This is a genomic window from Wenyingzhuangia sp. IMCC45533, assembly GCF_054111225.1.
Window position 1 is genome coordinate 1,562,729 of record NZ_CM134197.1, and the last position, 17,677, is coordinate 1,580,405.

The 17,677-nt window shown below is 33.6% G+C and carries 17 protein-coding genes; 2 read left to right on the forward strand and 15 right to left on the reverse strand.

Features of this window, described 5'->3' with window-relative positions; genetic code table 11:
- Positions 1-10: 10 nt before the first annotated feature.
- The 6 genes from ACXGQW_RS06775 to ACXGQW_RS06800 all read right to left on the reverse strand — a co-directional run bounded on the left by ACXGQW_RS06775 (position 11) and on the right by ACXGQW_RS06800 (position 7,225).
- Positions 11-526 carry a DUF3575 domain-containing protein gene (locus tag ACXGQW_RS06775; protein WP_457821316.1) on the reverse strand — a complete coding sequence of 172 codons (516 nt, stop codon included), beginning with the start codon at positions 524-526 and terminating at the stop codon, positions 11-13.
- A gap of 57 nt (positions 527-583) precedes the next feature.
- On the reverse strand, positions 584-3,970 hold the full coding sequence (locus ACXGQW_RS06780) for a hypothetical protein (RefSeq protein WP_457821317.1): 3,387 nt from the start codon (positions 3,968-3,970) through the stop codon (positions 584-586).
- A gap of 69 nt (positions 3,971-4,039) precedes the next feature.
- Positions 4,040-5,017, reverse strand: coding sequence for a polyprenyl synthetase family protein (locus ACXGQW_RS06785; RefSeq protein ID WP_457821319.1), 978 nt, complete (start codon positions 5,015-5,017; stop codon positions 4,040-4,042).
- A gap of 47 nt (positions 5,018-5,064) precedes the next feature.
- Positions 5,065-5,556, reverse strand: coding sequence for a 5-(carboxyamino)imidazole ribonucleotide mutase (gene purE / locus ACXGQW_RS06790; protein ID WP_457821320.1), 492 nt, complete (start codon positions 5,554-5,556; stop codon positions 5,065-5,067).
- A gap of 27 nt (positions 5,557-5,583) precedes the next feature.
- Positions 5,584-6,732, reverse strand: a complete 1,149-nt coding sequence (locus ACXGQW_RS06795) for a 5-(carboxyamino)imidazole ribonucleotide synthase (protein WP_457821322.1) — start codon at positions 6,730-6,732, stop codon at positions 5,584-5,586.
- Positions 6,733-6,772: 40 nt separating this feature from the next.
- Positions 6,773-7,225 (reverse strand): hypothetical protein, encoded by a 453-nt coding sequence (locus ACXGQW_RS06800; RefSeq protein ID WP_457821324.1) that lies wholly within the window; start codon positions 7,223-7,225, stop codon positions 6,773-6,775.
- A 119-nt stretch (positions 7,226-7,344) separates the two neighbouring features.
- On the opposite strand from ACXGQW_RS06800, the gene greA reads away from it, so the two are divergent.
- A complete protein-coding gene (gene greA, locus ACXGQW_RS06805) occupies positions 7,345-7,818 on the forward strand; it encodes a transcription elongation factor GreA (RefSeq protein WP_457821326.1) in 474 nt (157 codons plus the stop codon).
- 46 nt (positions 7,819-7,864) lie between these two features.
- The gene (locus ACXGQW_RS06810; protein ID WP_457821328.1) at positions 7,865-8,251 is read left to right on the forward strand and encodes an HIT family protein; all 387 of its coding nucleotides are present in this window, start codon (positions 7,865-7,867) and stop codon (positions 8,249-8,251) included.
- Positions 8,252-8,482: 231 nt separating this feature from the next.
- Here ACXGQW_RS06810 and ACXGQW_RS06815 read toward each other — a convergent pair whose 3' ends face one another.
- From ACXGQW_RS06815 to ACXGQW_RS06855, 9 genes are all read right to left on the reverse strand, one after another.
- On the reverse strand, positions 8,483-10,144 hold the full coding sequence (locus ACXGQW_RS06815) for a T9SS type A sorting domain-containing protein (RefSeq protein ID WP_457821330.1): 1,662 nt from the start codon (positions 10,142-10,144) through the stop codon (positions 8,483-8,485).
- 336 nt (positions 10,145-10,480) lie between these two features.
- Positions 10,481-12,145 carry a T9SS type A sorting domain-containing protein gene (locus ACXGQW_RS06820; protein ID WP_457821332.1) on the reverse strand — a complete coding sequence of 555 codons (1,665 nt, stop codon included), beginning with the start codon at positions 12,143-12,145 and terminating at the stop codon, positions 10,481-10,483.
- Between the two features lie 340 nt (positions 12,146-12,485).
- The gene (locus ACXGQW_RS06825) at positions 12,486-14,147 is read right to left on the reverse strand and encodes a T9SS type A sorting domain-containing protein (RefSeq protein WP_457821334.1); all 1,662 of its coding nucleotides are present in this window, start codon (positions 14,145-14,147) and stop codon (positions 12,486-12,488) included.
- 648 nt (positions 14,148-14,795) lie between these two features.
- On the reverse strand, positions 14,796-15,212 hold the full coding sequence (locus tag ACXGQW_RS06830) for a hypothetical protein (RefSeq protein ID WP_457821336.1): 417 nt from the start codon (positions 15,210-15,212) through the stop codon (positions 14,796-14,798).
- A gap of 4 nt (positions 15,213-15,216) precedes the next feature.
- Positions 15,217-15,435 (reverse strand): T9SS type A sorting domain-containing protein, encoded by a 219-nt coding sequence (locus ACXGQW_RS06835; RefSeq protein WP_457824193.1) that lies wholly within the window; start codon positions 15,433-15,435, stop codon positions 15,217-15,219.
- 88 nt (positions 15,436-15,523) lie between these two features.
- Complete coding sequence (locus ACXGQW_RS06840; RefSeq protein ID WP_457821338.1) at positions 15,524-16,030, reverse strand: hypothetical protein; 507 nt, start codon at positions 16,028-16,030, stop codon at positions 15,524-15,526.
- A 33-nt stretch (positions 16,031-16,063) separates the two neighbouring features.
- Entirely contained in the window at positions 16,064-16,228 is a 165-nt protein-coding gene (locus tag ACXGQW_RS06845) for a hypothetical protein (protein ID WP_457821340.1), read from the reverse strand.
- Between the two features lie 314 nt (positions 16,229-16,542).
- The gene (locus tag ACXGQW_RS06850; RefSeq protein WP_457821342.1) at positions 16,543-17,019 is read right to left on the reverse strand and encodes a hypothetical protein; all 477 of its coding nucleotides are present in this window, start codon (positions 17,017-17,019) and stop codon (positions 16,543-16,545) included.
- A 162-nt stretch (positions 17,020-17,181) separates the two neighbouring features.
- Positions 17,182-17,658 carry a hypothetical protein gene (locus ACXGQW_RS06855; protein ID WP_457821344.1) on the reverse strand — a complete coding sequence of 159 codons (477 nt, stop codon included), beginning with the start codon at positions 17,656-17,658 and terminating at the stop codon, positions 17,182-17,184.
- Between the last annotated feature and the right edge of the window lie 19 nt (positions 17,659-17,677).

Here is a 17,677-nt window from a genome sequence, read left to right on the forward strand (position 1 = left end):
TTATTCGACTTTAAAATTGCTTACCTACACTAATTCCTAATCTTGGGACAAATTGTTTAGATACATCAGTATTAAATAAGTTTCTACCAATACCTGCGTTTATCTCAAAAACATATCCGTTTTTAGAGACGTGTTTAGCTCCAATACCCAAACCTAGAGCAAAGTCCGTATAGTTTTCAGACTCTTCTGTAACAACACCGCTACTGTCTTTTTTCTCATCAGTTTCTCCAAAATTTAAACTCCCAAACAGCTCTCCAAATAAATCGAAAGCTCCTTTTTGAGAAATAAATTGACGGAAGTACGGAGTAATTTGAAAATCTTCATTATATCTAAAACTATTTTCCTTAGGTTCAAAGTTGATAAAAACAGATAGACCCAAAGATGCTTCATCATTCAATTGATTTTCGTAAGAAACGTCTAAAGTTCTCAATACAAGAATGTCTAGAATATCTACTTTAACCTGATGGTTTTGAGCAGAAAGATTCATTCCAACTAAAATGAATAAAGCAAAAAGTATTTTTTTCATGATTTTAAAGTTTTGATTCCAAAAATAAGGCATTTAAATGAGCTTGCCTAATGCGTTTTAAAAGTTAGCTCTCAATTGTACACTACCAACGTGTATGGTATTGGTGGTTTCGCTTTGCCTCCCGTTATAATTGATACTAAGATCTAAAAGAGAGGTTAATTTTTTTTGAATGACGAGAGACCAGGTGTAATTGGTACCTGCCTCCAACCCTTCTAAAATTCGATAAGCAGCGGGAGTGGTAGGTAAACCTTTAAAATTATTGTCAATTAAATTAATACTTGCTAATACAGACCCCGTTTTAGGATTATTGTAGTTGTAGTTAACACCAAAATCATGACTTGTTAACGATTCACTTCCAATGGTATTGTTCTCCTTTTTAAGTGTGTAAGCCGCTTCAAAAGTAGAAAACTCATTTTTTAAAAAACTAATAGCAGGATTCATTCTTTGAGAAGTGATATTAAAATTTCTATTGTCAAAATCGTTACTAGCGCTTTTACTCTCGCTATAAGCAACATTGTTTTTTAGTAACCAATTATCTTGTATGTTGTGTATAAAATTAATTTCGTGTTTGTGGGAGGAGGTTTTTTGTAAGTCATTTCCAATTCTTTGTGTATTCCTAGAGTTCTGAAAAATGTAAGTTGAACTATATTTTTGTAAACCTCTATTAAAAAATAAACTAGCATTCACATTTTGTTGCAAACCAATCACTTGCTGATTTTTCCTAGCAAGCGGATTGATGTTGAATTTATTCCCATCCTTAAGTTGGTCTCTATCGATTAAAATACTAGCGAGTGTAGAAAAATGAGACAAGGTTTTTAACCATTTGGCTGTGCTATTTTGAAACCTATTAAAATTGATAAGGACAGACTGACTTAATTTTGCTTTTTGCGTAGCCACCCTGTTAATATTGGGGAGAATTACTCTTAAGTAATTGGCTTGATCTTTAAACTGCGCTATCTCAAACTCATCAAAATCTCTTAAAGAATTACCATTTAAATCCCCCAAATAAGTATAAAATCCTTGACCTGGTTCTGTTTCAATATAAGTAAAATTTTGTTGAGGAGTACTTCCAGAGCTTGTCTCGTACAAAGTAGCTATACGTACCATGTTGCTAAAAAGCTGCTGGCTGTATTGGGCTCTGGCATTTACAATATTAGCATCGTCCAAAAACACGTTTTTAATACTTCTATAATTAGCAAAAGTACTTAGAGAAGCCGTTTCATTTTTTATCCACTGACTTTTAATACTAAAATTCTGAATATTTTGAACTCTCCTAAGTTCATTGTTTTTTACGCTGTCTATTTGGGCTATTCTATACCCAAATTTAGTGTATACTTTGGTGGAATCTCCAATTCCTAATTCAATACCGGTAGAGAATTGTTTTTGGGTATTAATGCTGTCTAAACGTTGGGAGTTTACGTTTCTATTTCTGTTTTTTTCGTAGTCCAATAAGTTTTCTAGCCAAGCTTTTTTAAAATGATATTTTAAAGATGTGTGGTGCCTTAAAAACGAACCTTTATGATCTGTACCTTTGTTACTTAAAAAGCTGTTGTTTGTTTTAACAGCAATATTTCCGAAGCTGTTGTAAGTGTCAATTCCATTTTTAGTACCTGTAAAAATTGAGCCCAATTTTAAATAAGCATTCTTAACGGTAATTTTTTGAGCAGTGTTTTTTTCTAGGGTAAAACTATTTCTAAGATAAGTCTGATTTCCGAAAGAGTTAGGATTACTATTGAGATCAACGTTCCAATCTCTATTAAATTCTGGATTGTACAAGCCTTCAATATTATTAAAGTTTTTTTGTACAAAATCTCCCTCAAATAAGTTGTAATTATTCCACGTACCAGATTTTATTTTTTGCTGCCAAGTTAAGGTCGATGCTAGCCCTTTGTTTTGTTGATTGTCAATGTCAGAAAATAAATTTTGATCGTTATCACTGTATGCCAGTTCAGTATTGATAAAAGATTCTCGATTGATTTTGTAGCCAGATTTTATGATGGCTACTTGGGTTTTTCTGGGAGCAAAAAGTTGAACGACGGGGGCATAACTACCCAAATTTACACCTACAAACTCAAATATATTTCCTACGGCCGTAGATTCAGCCAATCTATAATCTCCATTACTTTCTCCTACAAAACTAAAGACAACATTAAAAAGGGAAGCGTTTTCGTCATTGCTCTGTACAAAATTACCATCTACATTTCTGATGTATTGAATCCTGTTTTCGTCAAAGTCTGTGGGCTGAGCACTAGCAGCAATCATTTTAGAGGTATCGTTACCCGCTTGCCTTAAAGTTGATATTTGCTCGTCATCCAAATTCTGTTGAATGGGCTGACTCTTGATGTCATTTTCATTGTAAAAATAGGTTCCAAAACTAAACTTTTTGTTTTCATAGTTCACTCCGTTGTACGTTACAAACCGATTGTAATTCTGGTCGCTATACTGATAATCTACAATAATTCTCTGTGTAGAGTTGATAGGAAAAGTAGGATTAAAAATAATTTCAGCCGTGTTGTAATCAATAGTGTAGTCATATTGCTCTCCTCTTTTTAAGGCCACTCCGTTCACATAAACAGTTTCGCTACCAGATATGATTACGATATTGATTTCGCCATTAGCTCCTTGTAATCTATACGGTCCTTGATTTCCCTCTTGCGTGGTGATATTTAAAGAATTAAAAATTCCTCTGGCCAAAGCTGCAGATGCTGTAACGGTTGTTTTTTGCTCGTCGTTGTCTAACACAACGCTAAGCTGAGCTCCGTTAATTTTTTTTGTAAAGTTTAAAAAATAGCTGTCTTGGTTAACAAGGTCTACATCTCCAGCTTTTAAATTCCAAGTGTCGGTAAATAACTCGATAAAAACCCTGTCAAATTCGTTGATGTTTTGAGATACCCCATTTTCTTGAATAGGTAAATTGGAATCTTTAATACTAGCTCTGATCTTTAAATTATTTGACAACTTACCTGTAATTTGCAAATCTAAACCAGATTCTAACACCGACCCTTGATTGTTCCCAATGGTGATTCCTCTAGTAATATTACCGTAGGTGTTTAAGCCTCCAAAAAAATCAGATTTCCTCAGTCTTTGTTTTAATGAATAAGGATTGGCATTGGGAGTTGCCTTTGCAATAATTAGTTTTTTATCAAAAGGACTGTAGGTTTTGGTTAGAAAAGGCGGGTAGTTAAAATAGCTCACCTTTACTTTTATATTTTTCTTAGGATAAAAGAATTTGGCCTCGCTAAAATCTATATAATATTTGTTTTTTGGGATGGTATCTCCTTTTTCGTTTTGAACTACAAAATGAACAGGACTAATAGCAAATTCTTCTAAGTGTGTCGTGTCTTTGCTGGTAGATAATAATTTATAAACACGATTGGGGTTTACCGTTTGTCCGTAACATAGATAGGTAAATAAAATTCCAGTAAGTAAAGTAATTACTCTCATTAGTTAACAAACGTGTGTAAAACTAATTTAGTGAACAAAGAGTGCAAAAAAAATAGTTAAAGTAGGGTCTTATTTTTTACGCTCTACCACATAATCAATCATGGTGTGTAAAGATGTTTTGTATTCTGATGCTGGGTAGGTGCTTAAAATTTCAAGAGCCAAGTTTTTGTATTCGTGCATTTTACTAGTAGTGTATTCTAATCCACCACTTTTTTTTACAAAATTGATAACCTCTTTAACTCGTTTTTTATCTGTATTGTGATTTTTTACAGAATTAATCAACCATTTTTGCTCTTTACTAGAGCAGATGTTTAGAGTATGAATTAACGGTAGCGTCATTTTCTGTTCCTTAATGTCAATACCCGTAGGTTTGCCAATTTGTTCTTCGGAATAGTCAAATAAATCATCTTTAATTTGGAAAGCAATTCCTATATATTCCCCAAATTTTCTCATTTTCTCAATTTCTTCTCCACTAGCTCCTACAGAGGCTGCACCAATACCGCAACAAGCAGCAATTAAGGTAGCTGTTTTTTGTCTGATGATTTCAAAGTAAACCTTTTCGGTAATATCCAAACGTCTAGCTTTTTCTATTTGTAAAAGCTCTCCCTCACTCATTTCTCTTACGGCAATAGAAATGAGTTTTAAGACATCAAAATCGTTATTATCAATGCTGAGCAATAATCCTTTTGATAACAGAAAATCACCAACTAAAACAGCAATTTTATTTTTCCAAAGTGCGTTGATAGAGAAGAAACCCCTGCGCTTGTTACTGTCATCAACTACATCATCATGAACTAGAGTGGCTGTATGGATTAGCTCTATGATAGAAGCTCCTCTGTAAGTTCGTTCATTAAAATCTCCATCAGAAACCATTTTAGCGACCAAGAACACAAACATGGGTCGCATTTGTTTACCTTTTCTACGAACAATGTAGTGGGTGATACGATTTAACAACGGTACCTTAGTTACCATGGCCTCTTTGAATTTGTTTTCAAAAGAAGCCATTTCACTACGTATGGGTTGTTGAATTCGTTCGGTTATTTTCATTCCCTTCGGAGAGTTAGTTTGCGTAGTATAAACTTATTAAAAAAGTTTTATTTATAAGCAGCTTTTACTTTCTCTGCCGCTTGAATTACCTTAGTCTTTAATCCTTCTTTATAAGCGACAATACTGTCTAAAACAGCACTATTGGTAGCCCCAATAATTTGAGCTGCTAAAATTCCAGCATTCTTTGCTCCATTTAATGCTACAGTTGCCACTGGGACTCCTCCAGGCATTTGTAAAATTGATAGGATAGAATCCCACCCATCAATAGAATTACTGGATTTTACAGGAACGCCAATTACAGGTAGCGGACTCATAGAAGCGACCATCCCTGGTAAATGTGCAGCACCTCCAGCTCCTGCAATAATTACTGAAATTCCTCTTTTGTGTGCATTGTTAGAAAAATCAACTAATTTTTCTGGAGTTCTATGTGCAGATACAATATCTACCTCAACTTCAATTTCCAATTCTTTTAAAACATCTATGGCTTGTTGCATGACAGGTAAATCTGAATCAGATCCCATTACAATGGCTACTTTCATAAGTCTAAGTTATTTTAGAGTTTGTGTTTATTTGCTAATTACTTTAACCGTATTTTTTACCAATTCTGCGGTTTTACGGGCAATGTTAATATCCTTATTAACAATGGTAACATGACCCATTTTACGGAAAGGTTTGGTTATTTTTTTACCATATAGGTGAGGGGTAACCCCATCAATTTTTAGTATGTCGGTAATATTTTTATAAATAACATCTCCTTCATATCCTTCTGCTCCCACTAGGTTTACCATAATACCCGCTAATTTGCTGTTGGTATTACCCAAAGGTAAGTTTAACACAGTACGCAAGTGTTGTTCAAACTGGCTGGTGTGAGATGCTTCAATACTATAATGTCCGCTATTGTGAGTTCTAGGAGCTACTTCGTTGATAATAATATCATCATCTTCGGTTTGAAACATTTCTACGGCCAATAAGCCCACGTGTTTAAATGCGTTGGCTACATCCATGGCAATTCTTCTTGCTTTGGCAGCTACTTTTTCGTCTATTCTGGCAGGGCAAATTACGTATTCTACCTGATTGGCTTCTGGATGAAATTCCATTTCTACAACAGGATAGGTTTTTACTTTTCCATCGGCATTTCTAGCCACAATTACAGCCAGTTCATTTTTAAAAGGAATTAATTGTTCGGTAATACATTCTGTATCGGGTAGATGGTGAATATCATCAACAGATCTAATAATTTTAACTCCCATACCGTCATACCCAAATTGAGCAGATTTCCACACAAATGGAAATTCTGTAAAATTGGCTGCTTTTAACTCAGACAAAGAATTGAATCTTTGATGTGGAGAGGTTGGGATATGATTCTTTTTGTAGAAATCCTTTTGTTTTCCTTTGTGCTGTATGATTTCTATAACACTGGGTTGCGGATATACTTTAGTTCCTTCTTCTTCTAATTTGTATAAAGCTTGTATATTAACGTGCTCTATTTCGATGGTTAAAACATCCACTTTTTTACCAAAGTTGTAAACATCGTTGTAATTAAGCAAATTACCGATAAAAAACTCGTTACAATACGGAGCGCAGGGAGCTTCTTTAGAATTGTCTAATATACAGGTATGAACGTCAAATTTTTGAGTTTCGGCAAGTAGCATTCTACCTAACTGACCTCCACCGAGTACTCCTAATTTAAAATCAGAAGAAAAATAATTTTCCATGAAATAATATTTGTGGCAAAAATACAAATATTGAGTAGAATTATCTTGTAAAATTTCTGATTCTAACCCCAGTGCTCACCAAACTAGCTTCGTACTCTATCAAGTTATAAGTTTCGCCGTCTACGGTAACACTAGTTTTAAATTCGTCAAAAGTAATGTCATCATCAGCACAATCTGCACAAGATAAAGTTCCTGAGTTATCTACTGACATAGGTGAGCTACATGCTGTGGGACTGATGTAGGGGCAACTCAAATCAAATGCTCTATATTGCAGTACTCCTGTGGCACCTGTATTATAAACGATAACACCTCTTGTTCCTTGATTAGTTAATATCGTGAAAGTACCGGGTACATTAACGAGTGTTTTATCTGTTACAATTTGATTTACTCTTCCTTCTCGTGCTAAACTAGAAGGGGTTTCAATTTTGTCGTCTTTACATGCAAAGAGTAGAAAAAACAAAAGAAAAGAAAGATTTTTTAATAGGTATTTCATCATAAAAAATATAAAGGTAAAGGTACGTTATTTTTAACTATCAAATATTTAACTATATTTGTGTAGGTCTCATTGCTTACTGGTAATGAGATTTTTTGTGTTATAAAAATTTAGAGAAGATGAGTGATGTATCATACTATTCAGAAGAAGGATTTAAGAAATTAAAAGAAGAGTTAGAGTTTTTAGAGCAAACAGAGCGACCAAGGGTATCTAACGAAATAGCAGAGGCTAGAGATAAGGGAGATTTAAGTGAGAATGCAGAATACCATGCAGCTAAAGAGGAGCAATCCTTATTAGAATTAAAAATTGCGCAACTTAAAAACGTAGTAGCCAATGCTCGTATTTTGGACGAGTCTCAGTTGGATACTTCAAAAATTCTAATCCATTCAAAGGTGAAATTAAAGAATACAGCGAATGGTATGGAATTTAATTACCAATTGGTTGCGGATTCTGAAACGGATATTCGCAATGGTAAGTTATCTGTAAATTCTCCAATAGGTCAAGGATTATTAGGAAACAAAGTAGGAGATATTGCAGAAATTAAAACACCCAACGGTGTTATGAAATTTGAAATTGTTGAAATTTCTAGATAGTTAAAGAGTTGCAAAACTTTTTGAATGTTATCAATTAATAAAATTTATGAGCATTTTTACCAAAATTATTAGCGGAGAAATTCCATCTTATAAAATAACGGAGAACGAAGATTTTTTTGTTTTTTTAGATATCAATCCTAATGCAGCCGGTCATACTTTAGTAGTTCCAAAAAAGGAAATTGACAAAGTGTTTGATATGGATGATGAGCTTTATGTAAAATTATTTAAATATTCCAAAACCATTGCCGCAGCTATTGAAAAGGCAGTTCCTTGTATGAGAGTAGGGATGTCAGTTATTGGGTTAGAAGTGCCTCATGTGCACGTGCATTTAATCCCTTTGAATGAAATGGCAGATGCTACTTTTGGAAAAAAAGTTAAATTAACAGAGATGGAGTTTAAAGCTTTGGCAGAAAAAATTGCTAATTGCTTGTAAGCCATTCTAACATCCATAAAAAAATCCTTTAGCTGTTTCGTTAAAGGATTTTTTAGTTTAACAATAAGAGATTTGCATTATTCTAGAAAGGCTACTTAATACTCATAAATTAATTCAATGAGTCAAGCAGTGTAATTCATTGATTTTTACTGAAAGTGTAACCAAACAAAAAAAACAGAGTTTGAAGTTAATCAAACTCTGTTTTAATCATCTAAAATGTTTAAAGCTATTTTACAAAACTACTTTTTTAGTTTTAACACTTTCCTTGTTGGATACCTTGAATAAGTATATTCCTTTAAGGTTTGTGTGGTCGTTTTTAACTTCTTCAATAGAAGTATTATTGGTTTTTAATACTAAATTTCCATTGATATCGTAAACTTCAATAAGTTCGTTTACCTCAGTATTAGATACTTGAGCGGTTTCAGCTAGTTCTACATCTTCAATGTATTTAAGATCTGTGTTAGCTACGGCACCACGACCTAAAAATCTAGCACTATTTCTGTCAATTCTTCTTGGAGTATTACGGATAGCACCTGGTACAAATATCGGGAATCTAGATGGCCCGCATCCTTCAAAATCTTGTGTCTCATCAGTAATAACAGCAGGAACGCTGTTGATAGGGTTCATTCTATTCACTGGGTATCCATTAGCTTTTACATTAGACAATCTTAATCTATAAGCTCCAGGTCTGTTACCTTGTGTAAATCCTTCATAAGAAATGGCTGCCAGAGATGGTGTTCTGTATATTGGGGTGGTTCCTGGAAAAACTACCGGCAATGCAGTAATTCTGTTTCTTAAATTACACGGAACAAATCTTAATGCCTGTGCTCTAGTGGTCGCATTAAAGCCAAAATTAGAAGTTACACCACTAACCACAGAATTTCCGTTAAAAGAACCTGGAGTTAACCCATCTGCTCTTTCGTCTGGTTTGGTAAATCCTTTTTCAATAAACACTCCCCATTCGCAGCTAAATGCTCTAATTCTTCTTACATCTACAACTCCCTGATCAATAGTGTGTGGACTAATATGTACAGCAGCTTGTCCGTTTCTACACTCTATGTCTCTACCCACAATTTTATTTAATTTAAGAGGTCCAATTGGTCTTAATCTTTGTAGAACTGAAAAACCAGTTTCAAGCCTCAATGTGACTCCACCAGTACCCTTTAAATTTTTTGCTAAAATGTTGTTTCCAGATTGAATTTGAACCAATCCATATCCGTAATCTGCATTAGACGTAGATCCATTAGAAATCACTCCAAAACTTGGTACGTAATTAACACCATTGATGGTAGTGTGACCTAAACCAACAGACTGAAATTTAGTCCTGTTATCTTGCACATCAAAATTAGAAATTTTAAAATTAAACACATTGGTACAAGTAAATACAAAAACATTTTTTCGGTTAGTTCTTGTTAAATCCACAGTAAACTTACCATCTAAAACGTTATTGTTTACGTTGTTATTTCTAGCAGCACGGTTAGGAACTCCCAAGATTTGTATATTTCTAACTCTTCCAGGTCTATTAGATCCTAATAGGAAAATACTATAGTTTCCGTTGTTATTTCTAGGTGCAGGTCTTATCACTGCCAATTCGTCAATTAACAGAGTTACGTTTGACTTTAGAGATACACTTTCTAAACTATAGTTCCCCTTAGGGATAAAAATTCTACCTCCCACAAACTGTCCATTAGGGGCTCTGTTATTGGCTACTTGATCAATTACATTTTGTAAATCCCTAGAATCGTTATTGGGAACAGCTCTGGTTGGTCTATAAGTCCTAAAAATTCCTTTATTGGCAGGTGGTCTAAAATAATTGGCCTCATTTTCCAATTGACCATAGGATAGTGCACTAAATACAAGCGTAAATAATACTAAAATTTTTTTTGGATTCATTAATTTAAATTTTTAGTTAGTGACCCAAAAGTATCTCAGCAACAATCATTTATTGTGTCTAGAAGTTTATTTATTGTGTTTTTGTCAATTATTGATGTTATTTATTGTCAATAACACAATTTAAAGCTTGTTGTAATTGATTATTGATATTTTTATAAAGTTTAAACTGATGATAAATGTATTTTTAATATCATTATTAATAATGTTTGCACTCTAATAAAGTGTAGATGATAAGAACTCATAGTTTGTTAATACACTACTACAAACAATATCAAAAAAAAAGAGTTTGAAATTAATCAAACTCTTTTTTAATCATTTAAAATGTATAAAGCTGTTTTACAAAACTACTTTTTTAGTTTTTGTACTTTCTTTATTTAGTACTTTAAATAGATATATTCCTTTTAAGTTCGGATGATTGCTTTTAACATCCTCAATAGAAGTATTATTTGTTTTTAACACTAAATTTCCATTTGTACTGTAAACTTCAATAAGTTCGTTTACCTCAGTATTAGATACTTGTGAAGTTTCAGCTAGCTCTACGTCTTCAATATACTTAAGGTCTGTATTGGCAACGGCACCACGACCTTGGAATCTAGCACTATTTCTGTCAATTCTTCTCGGAGTATTACGGATTTCACCAGGAACAAAAATTGGGAATCTAGAAGGACCACACCCTTCAAAATCTTGTGTCTCATCTGTAATAACTGCAGGAACGCTATTGATAGGATTCATTCTGTTTACTGGATATCCATTAGCTCTTACATTAGACAATCTTAGTCTATAATGTCCAGGTCTGTTACCTCCCGTAAATCCTTCGTAAGAAACCGCTGCAAGTGATGGGGTTATATATACAGGAGTATTTCCATTTATACGTCTACCCTGTTGTAGTGATATTCTGTTTCTTAAATTACAAGGAACAAATCTTAGTGCCTGAGCTCTTGTGGTAGCATTAAAACCAAAATTAGAAGTTACACCACTAACAATAGAGTTTCCGTTAAAGGAACCAGGAGTTAATCCATCTCTTCTTTCATCAGTCTTAGTAAACCCTCTTTCAATAAACACTCCCCACTCACAACTAAATGCTCTAATTCTTCTTACATCTACAACTCCTTGGTCTATAGTATGTGGACTAATATGCACAGCAGCTTGTCCATTTCTACATTCAATATCTCTACCTACAATTTTGTTCAATTTAAGCGGTCCAATTTGTCTTATCCTTTGTAAAACTGAAAAACCAGTTTCAAGCCTTAAGGTAACTCCACCAGTACCTCTCAAGTTCTTTGCTAAAATATTGTTTCCAGATTGAATTTGAACCAATCCATACCCATAATCAGCATCTGTTACAGAACCGTTAGATATTACTCCAAAACTAGGAGCGTAATTAATACCGTTGATAGTTGTATGTCCCAAACCTACTGACTGGAACTTAGTTTTTCTATCTTGTATAACAAAGTTTGATATTTTAAAGTTGGTAACGTTTGAGCAGCTAAATACAAAAACATTTATACGGTTCGTTCCTCTTAAATCTACAGTAAATCTACCGTTCAAAGCAGGATTGTTTGGGTTGCTATTTCGAGCAGCTTGGTTAGGAGTTCCTACAATTTGTATATTTCTTAATCTTTCAGGTCTGTTAGATCCTAAAATAAATATACTGTAGTTCCCATTGTTGTTTCTAGGAGCGGGTCTTATTACCGCCAATTCATCAATTAATAGGGTTACATTAGATCTAAGAGATACACTTTCTAAATTATAGTTTCCTCTAGGAATTAATATTCTACCTCCCACTAACTGTCCGTTAGGGGCTCTATTATTAGCTACTTGGTTAATTAAATTTTGTAAATCTCTTGAGTCATTGTTAGGAATAGCTCTGGTAGGTCTATAAGTTCTAAAAATTCCTCTGTTGGCTGGGGGGGTAAAATAGTTAGCTTCATTCTCTAACTGACCATAGGATAGTGTACTAAATACAAATGCGATAAGCATTAAAATTTTTTGGGGATTCATTATTCAAATTTTTTTGTTAGTAGCCCCAAAAGTATTTTAACATCAAAAAAAAAATGTGCTTAGATGTTTATTAATTGTGTTTTTATTAATGATAGGCTAATTATTTTAACGAATTGTTAAATATTTAGGGATTTAAGTTATCTAATGTTATTTTTTAGATGGCTGTGTTGTTGATTTATAAATAATGAATTTTCTGCCCAATGATGATATTGGCGATGAGTATTCAGTCGCTTATTGAATCGAATTTGCTATCAATACCCATAAAAAAAACAGCGTTCGAACTTTTTTCAAACGCTGTTTTTTACCCTTTTTAATATTTTAGAAATTGCGTAAAACTGTTTTACAAAACTACTTTTTTAGTTTTCACATTTTCTTGGTTCAATACTCTAAATAAATATATTCCTTTAAGATTCGGATGACTGTTAATGACTTCATCAATAGAAATATGATTGGTTTTAAGTATCAAATTTCCATTAGTGTCGTAAACTTCAATAAGTTCATTTAGATTGATGTTGGATACTTGGGAGGTTTTAGTTTGCTCTACGTCCTCAATGTATTTAAGATTTGTGTTGGCAACAGCACCACGTCCTAAAAATCTAGCACTATTTCTATTGAGTTTTCTTGGTGTATTTCGAATATCGTTGGGAATAAATGCTTGAATTCCTGTAGTAGCACATCCCTCAAAATCCTGTGTACGGTCAGTAACAACTGCTGGCACACTGTTAATGGGGTTCATTATATTTACGGGATATCCAATGGCTTTTACATTAGATAGCTTTAATCTATAAGCCCCAGGTCTGTTACCTTGCGTAAATCCTTCATAAGTAATTGCGGCAACAGAAGGTGTTCTAAAAACAGGTGTGGCTCCGGGAAAAAATACAGGTAAAGCAGTAATTCTATTCCTTAGGTTACAGGGAATAAATCTCAATCCTTGAGCTCTGGTAGTAGCATTATAACCAAAAGTTGCGGTTACACCACTAACTACAGAATTCGAGTTAAAAGTACCTGGCGTTAATCCATCTGCTTTTTCATCTCGTTTGGTAAATCCTGTTTCAATACCTACACCCCATTCACAGCTAAATGCTTTAATTCTTCTTACGTCAACAATACCTTGATCGATGGTATGTGGAGCAATAAGCACAGCAGATTGTCCATTTTTACACTCAATATCTCTACCAACAATTTTATTTAATTTTAGGGGCCATATATTTTTTATTCTTTGTAACGATGAAAGTCCAGTCTCTAGTCTAAGGGTAGTTCCACCTGTCCCTTTTAAATTTTTAGCTAAGATGTTATTTCCAGTTTGAATTTGAACCAATCCATATCCATAATCGGCATTAGATACCGAACCATTAGAAATGACCCCAAAAGTAGGAGCATAGTTAACACCATTGATAGTTCTAGGATCTAAACTTACAGATGAAAACTTAGTTCTCTTGTCTAATATATCAAAATTGGCTATTTTGAAATTGGTCACATTAGAACAGCTAAACACAAAAACATTTGTTCTATTTGTTTTGGTTAAGTCTACAGTAAACTTACCATCTAAAACATTGTTATTTACGTTGTTGTTTCTAGCAGCACGATTTTGAATCCCTAAAATTTGCACGTTTCTCAGTCTTCCAGGTCTAAAGGAACCTAATATAAATATGCTATAGTTACCATTATTGTTTCTAGGTGCAGGTCTTATCACTGCCAATTCATCAATCAGTAATGTAACGTTAGGTTTAAGAAGAATATTCTCTAAGTTATAGTTTCCTTTAGGCATAAACACTCTACCTCCTATGTACTGACCATTAGCAGCTCTGTTATTAGCAACCTGATCTATCAATCGTTGTAAATCTTTAGAGTCGTTGTTAGGAATTGCTCTTGTTGGTTTAAAGACTTTAAAAGTTCCTCTATTAGCAGGAGGTTTAAAATAATTTGCCTCATCTTCTAGTTGACCATAAGATAGCGTACTAAATATCAGTGCAATTAGGATTAAAATTCTTTTTGAATTCATTATTTAACATTTTAGTTAGTGTCGCCAAATGTATCTCTATCACAAACCTAGAATGTGCGTAGCTGTATATCAATTGCGTTTTTGTCAAATAATAAAGTAATAATATATATAATATGTATTGTTACTGGTGTTTCATTAAAAATTTAATACTAATTTATTTTTTGGATTGATGATATTCTATTTCAAATTGACAAATTTTGTCTATTTATTAGCAACTAATAACGTTAGGTTATTATAAATTTTGGTTGAATTAAGTCGTAAAACTAGATCAAACTAAAAAAAAAATGGGTGAGTGACAGGAGAGTTGAAGCCTGTATTCGATTGAATTAATCTAAGATACACATGTAGAATAAATTAACTATTCGGTAGATGAAGTGTTATTTGTTGAATTATGGTACCGAGATTTTAACGATTAGACAGTAAATACTAATTTGCAATAAACCTCTTATTTTTTTGTATGAGACTTGAATTTGTTTAAACCATATTATTTGTCTAGTAGATATCTTTAGTTCGAAGTTAGTTGTTGTACTGCACCACCATCATATTGGTCCATTTAGTGTTGTCATAAACTTGCATTTCTCCATTTGCACCGCAGTCTGAACAATAAACCATCTCTCCTTTTATAGCTGTTGAAGCATTTCTAACCGCTTATGTTTTTATTAACACACTTTTGGTTACATCGGCGTGATTTGTATATGGTACGCTCAAAATTTGAGAAGTTCCAACTACTTGAAAACTATCTCCTCCACTTGTATCTACAGAAGTTTCTAAAAAATAGTCATCCACAGACCAATCTATTGAGGCAAAACTAGGCTGATTTCCTATGACGACAGAAATTAAGCCTCCGTTTCTTAGTACGTAATTCTCATAAGTTTGCGAGTAAACTTCGGTATCGCCAATAGAACCTTTTAAAATTCTTATGTACAAGGAGATATTTTGCCCTCGTAATAAAGCTTCTCCGCTATCTTTCCTAATCACTGCATTATAACTAAAACCGTTGGTTTGTGAGAAAGCGATGTTACTAACAGCTAATAGAATAAGTGTATATAATGTATGTAGTTTCATATTCTTAGTTTTTTATAATCTTAAATGTTTTTACCCCATTAGAAGTACTCATCATTAAAATGTAGGTGGCAAAGTCTAATGTCCTAAAATCTATCGTATTTTTTTCTTTTGTCAAAGTTCCTTCTCTAATGAGACGTCCACCAATCCCCAATAATTGATAAGATGGTGTTTCCTTGGAAATCAAATTTATACTGATAACATCTACCACAGGGTTTGGATAGATGTTGAGACTACTTTCTTCAAAACTTTCAGTTCATAATACAATCAAACTCCCTGATGTAAGTAGGGTATGAAAACCATTACTTAATCTGTTAGTACTCGACAAAGTTAATAAACTGAAGATCAAAATCTAAAGAACGAATATTGTCAGAAGCATCTACCGTATCTAGTTTAAATTTGAAAATTGGAGTATTGAATCCTCCTGTTAGCAGTGTAGAGGTATTATAGATGGTTCCATCAGTTCCTATTCTTACTTGTCCACCTAAGTCTAGTAATTTATCTGATCCAGTAGTGATTTCTGTTAGCGTAAAGTTTACTACACCGCTTAAATCTATCGCTTCGACCTTGCCCAATATTTTCTCGGTAGTTGTATCTACAAATGTTTCCTGTAAAAAGATTATAGCACTAGTATTAGTAATTTTTGGCGATACATTGTTCAAAATACTTACCACAATTCCTGTAGTAGTTTCTTTACTAGTGGTCTCAGTCGCTGTTATAGTTACTCCATACGAATTTGGAATACTTGTATTTATGCTAGAACTATCTATGACCACAGGTATTTCATCTCCTTGTTGATCTATAGCTGTAATACTTGGCAACAGGTCATTTGAAAATATGGAACCTAGTTCTACTTATATAATCCTTTGTGAAATATTAAACGTAGCTGGCGGTATAGGTGGAATTGCATTGATTGCAATACTACGAGTGGTATTGTTACCTGAAGCATCTGTAGCAGAATAAGTAATCTCAGTTTCTCCAACTACAGAAATGTCAAAAGTGTCTCTATTGGTAGTCATTACAGTTATTCCTTGTTCGTTATCATCCTCAGCCGTAGCGAAAGGAACATTAAATCTAGGAGTGTTTTGTTTGATAACAATAATGTCCCCGTCGTTATAAATAACTGCTGTTCCATCTAAAGCACCGTTGATGGTTATTGTTTGGCTTAATCTATTTACGACTTTTACTAAGTAGTCCTTTTCTGTTTTATTACCTGCTGTATCTTCGACAATATAGGTTCCTACTTGTTTGCTGTCAAAATTATTAGTATTAGTTGTAACAGCTACGCTACCATCCTTATTATCTTCTCCAATTGCTAATGGCGGTAATTCTGTTAAATTTTGCTGAAACGGTTACTTTTTCTAATGTAAGCTGCTACAAACCCTGTCTCAAATTTTGTTTGTGGAGGTTCTGTGTCCAAAACGGCTCGCACATTTATTTTAAAAACCCCGATAAGTTTTGGTTGATTTACTGAGGTTATTTTAACGACAGTTGAACCTGCTTTTAATGTTTTAAATTCGAAAAAATTACTGAAACTCGTAGATAAGACGCTAGTAATTTCAATAATCTCTGAATTTATGTTGTCTATAGTAACAGGATCTCCAACAGGCAATATATTTCTCGGAACGGAATTGAAAGAGAGATTTGTAATTGAGCCTTCGTCAAAAGCAGCTTCTTTATCAGATCCTCCAATAGCCTTTCTTATTTGTATTATAGATACTGGATCGGGTTCTTGCTCGGGGAACAATCCTAGTTCATAATTCCCTTTAATTCCACTCCCATCATTTGCAGTAGCGTATATAGTAACCAAACCTTCTCCTTATATGGGAATACTTTCTTCTTCTCCCTGCATAGGTATTTCTCCTCCTTCACCATCAGAAAAGCTAGACATATCTAGTTCTAAGCTGATGGAAGTTACTTGGTCTGGCAAGCTGTAAGCTCCATTAATTACATTGACCCAGTTGATACCATTTTAAACTTGAAAGATTCCTTTGCTTCCACAATCTGAACAGAATAATACATCTCCTTGTTGAGCATTATTAACGGCATTCCTCTCGATGATATTTTTGGGGTAAACCCTATTAGAACTTTTGCTGAAATTGGCTTTATTTACACTCGTTATATTGGCTTGCTGATAAAAAGGATAATTAGTTCCACCTGATAAATCTGTAGTAATATTTAGCGTATATCTTTCCACACCCCAAACAATATTATCAAAATTTCCAAAACTCACTTCCCCACTCCCAATTTTTATATTATAAGCACCTGCTTGATTAGTAGTTGTATTAAATATTTCGGTATAAAGCGTACTGTGACCTTGACTCAAAATAGAAAACTCTAACCCTATGTTTTGATTAGAGAGTAGGAGAGATTCGTCTCCATCAATAATTAAACCTTGACAGGAAAAGGACGTGGTTTGTGCACTGATAGATAGGCTTATGCAAAACACAAAAAAATAAAACAGAACG

Coding starts and splice junctions, on each gene's coding strand:
- ACXGQW_RS06830 (WP_457821336.1), bottom strand. CDS start 15,212: ATGAAACTACATACATTATATACACTTATTCTATTAGCTGTTAGTAAC.
- ACXGQW_RS06820 (WP_457821332.1), bottom strand. CDS start 12,145: ATGAATCCCCAAAAAATTTTAATGCTTATCGCATTTGTATTTAGTACA.
- ACXGQW_RS06825 (WP_457821334.1), bottom strand. CDS start 14,147: ATGAATTCAAAAAGAATTTTAATCCTAATTGCACTGATATTTAGTACG.
- ACXGQW_RS06810 (WP_457821328.1), top strand. CDS start 7,865: ATGAGCATTTTTACCAAAATTATTAGCGGAGAAATTCCATCTTATAAA.
- ACXGQW_RS06800 (WP_457821324.1), bottom strand. CDS start 7,225: ATGAAATACCTATTAAAAAATCTTTCTTTTCTTTTGTTTTTTCTACTC.
- ACXGQW_RS06775 (WP_457821316.1), bottom strand. CDS start 526: ATGAAAAAAATACTTTTTGCTTTATTCATTTTAGTTGGAATGAATCTT.
- greA (WP_457821326.1), top strand. CDS start 7,345: ATGAGTGATGTATCATACTATTCAGAAGAAGGATTTAAGAAATTAAAA.
- ACXGQW_RS06795 (WP_457821322.1), bottom strand. CDS start 6,732: ATGGAAAATTATTTTTCTTCTGATTTTAAATTAGGAGTACTCGGTGGA.
- ACXGQW_RS06785 (WP_457821319.1), bottom strand. CDS start 5,017: ATGAAAATAACCGAACGAATTCAACAACCCATACGTAGTGAAATGGCT.
- ACXGQW_RS06845 (WP_457821340.1), bottom strand. CDS start 16,228: ATGACTACCAATAGAGACACTTTTGACATTTCTGTAGTTGGAGAAACT.
- ACXGQW_RS06815 (WP_457821330.1), bottom strand. CDS start 10,144: ATGAATCCAAAAAAAATTTTAGTATTATTTACGCTTGTATTTAGTGCA.
- purE (WP_457821320.1), bottom strand. CDS start 5,556: ATGAAAGTAGCCATTGTAATGGGATCTGATTCAGATTTACCTGTCATG.
- ACXGQW_RS06780 (WP_457821317.1), bottom strand. CDS start 3,970: ATGAGAGTAATTACTTTACTTACTGGAATTTTATTTACCTATCTATGT.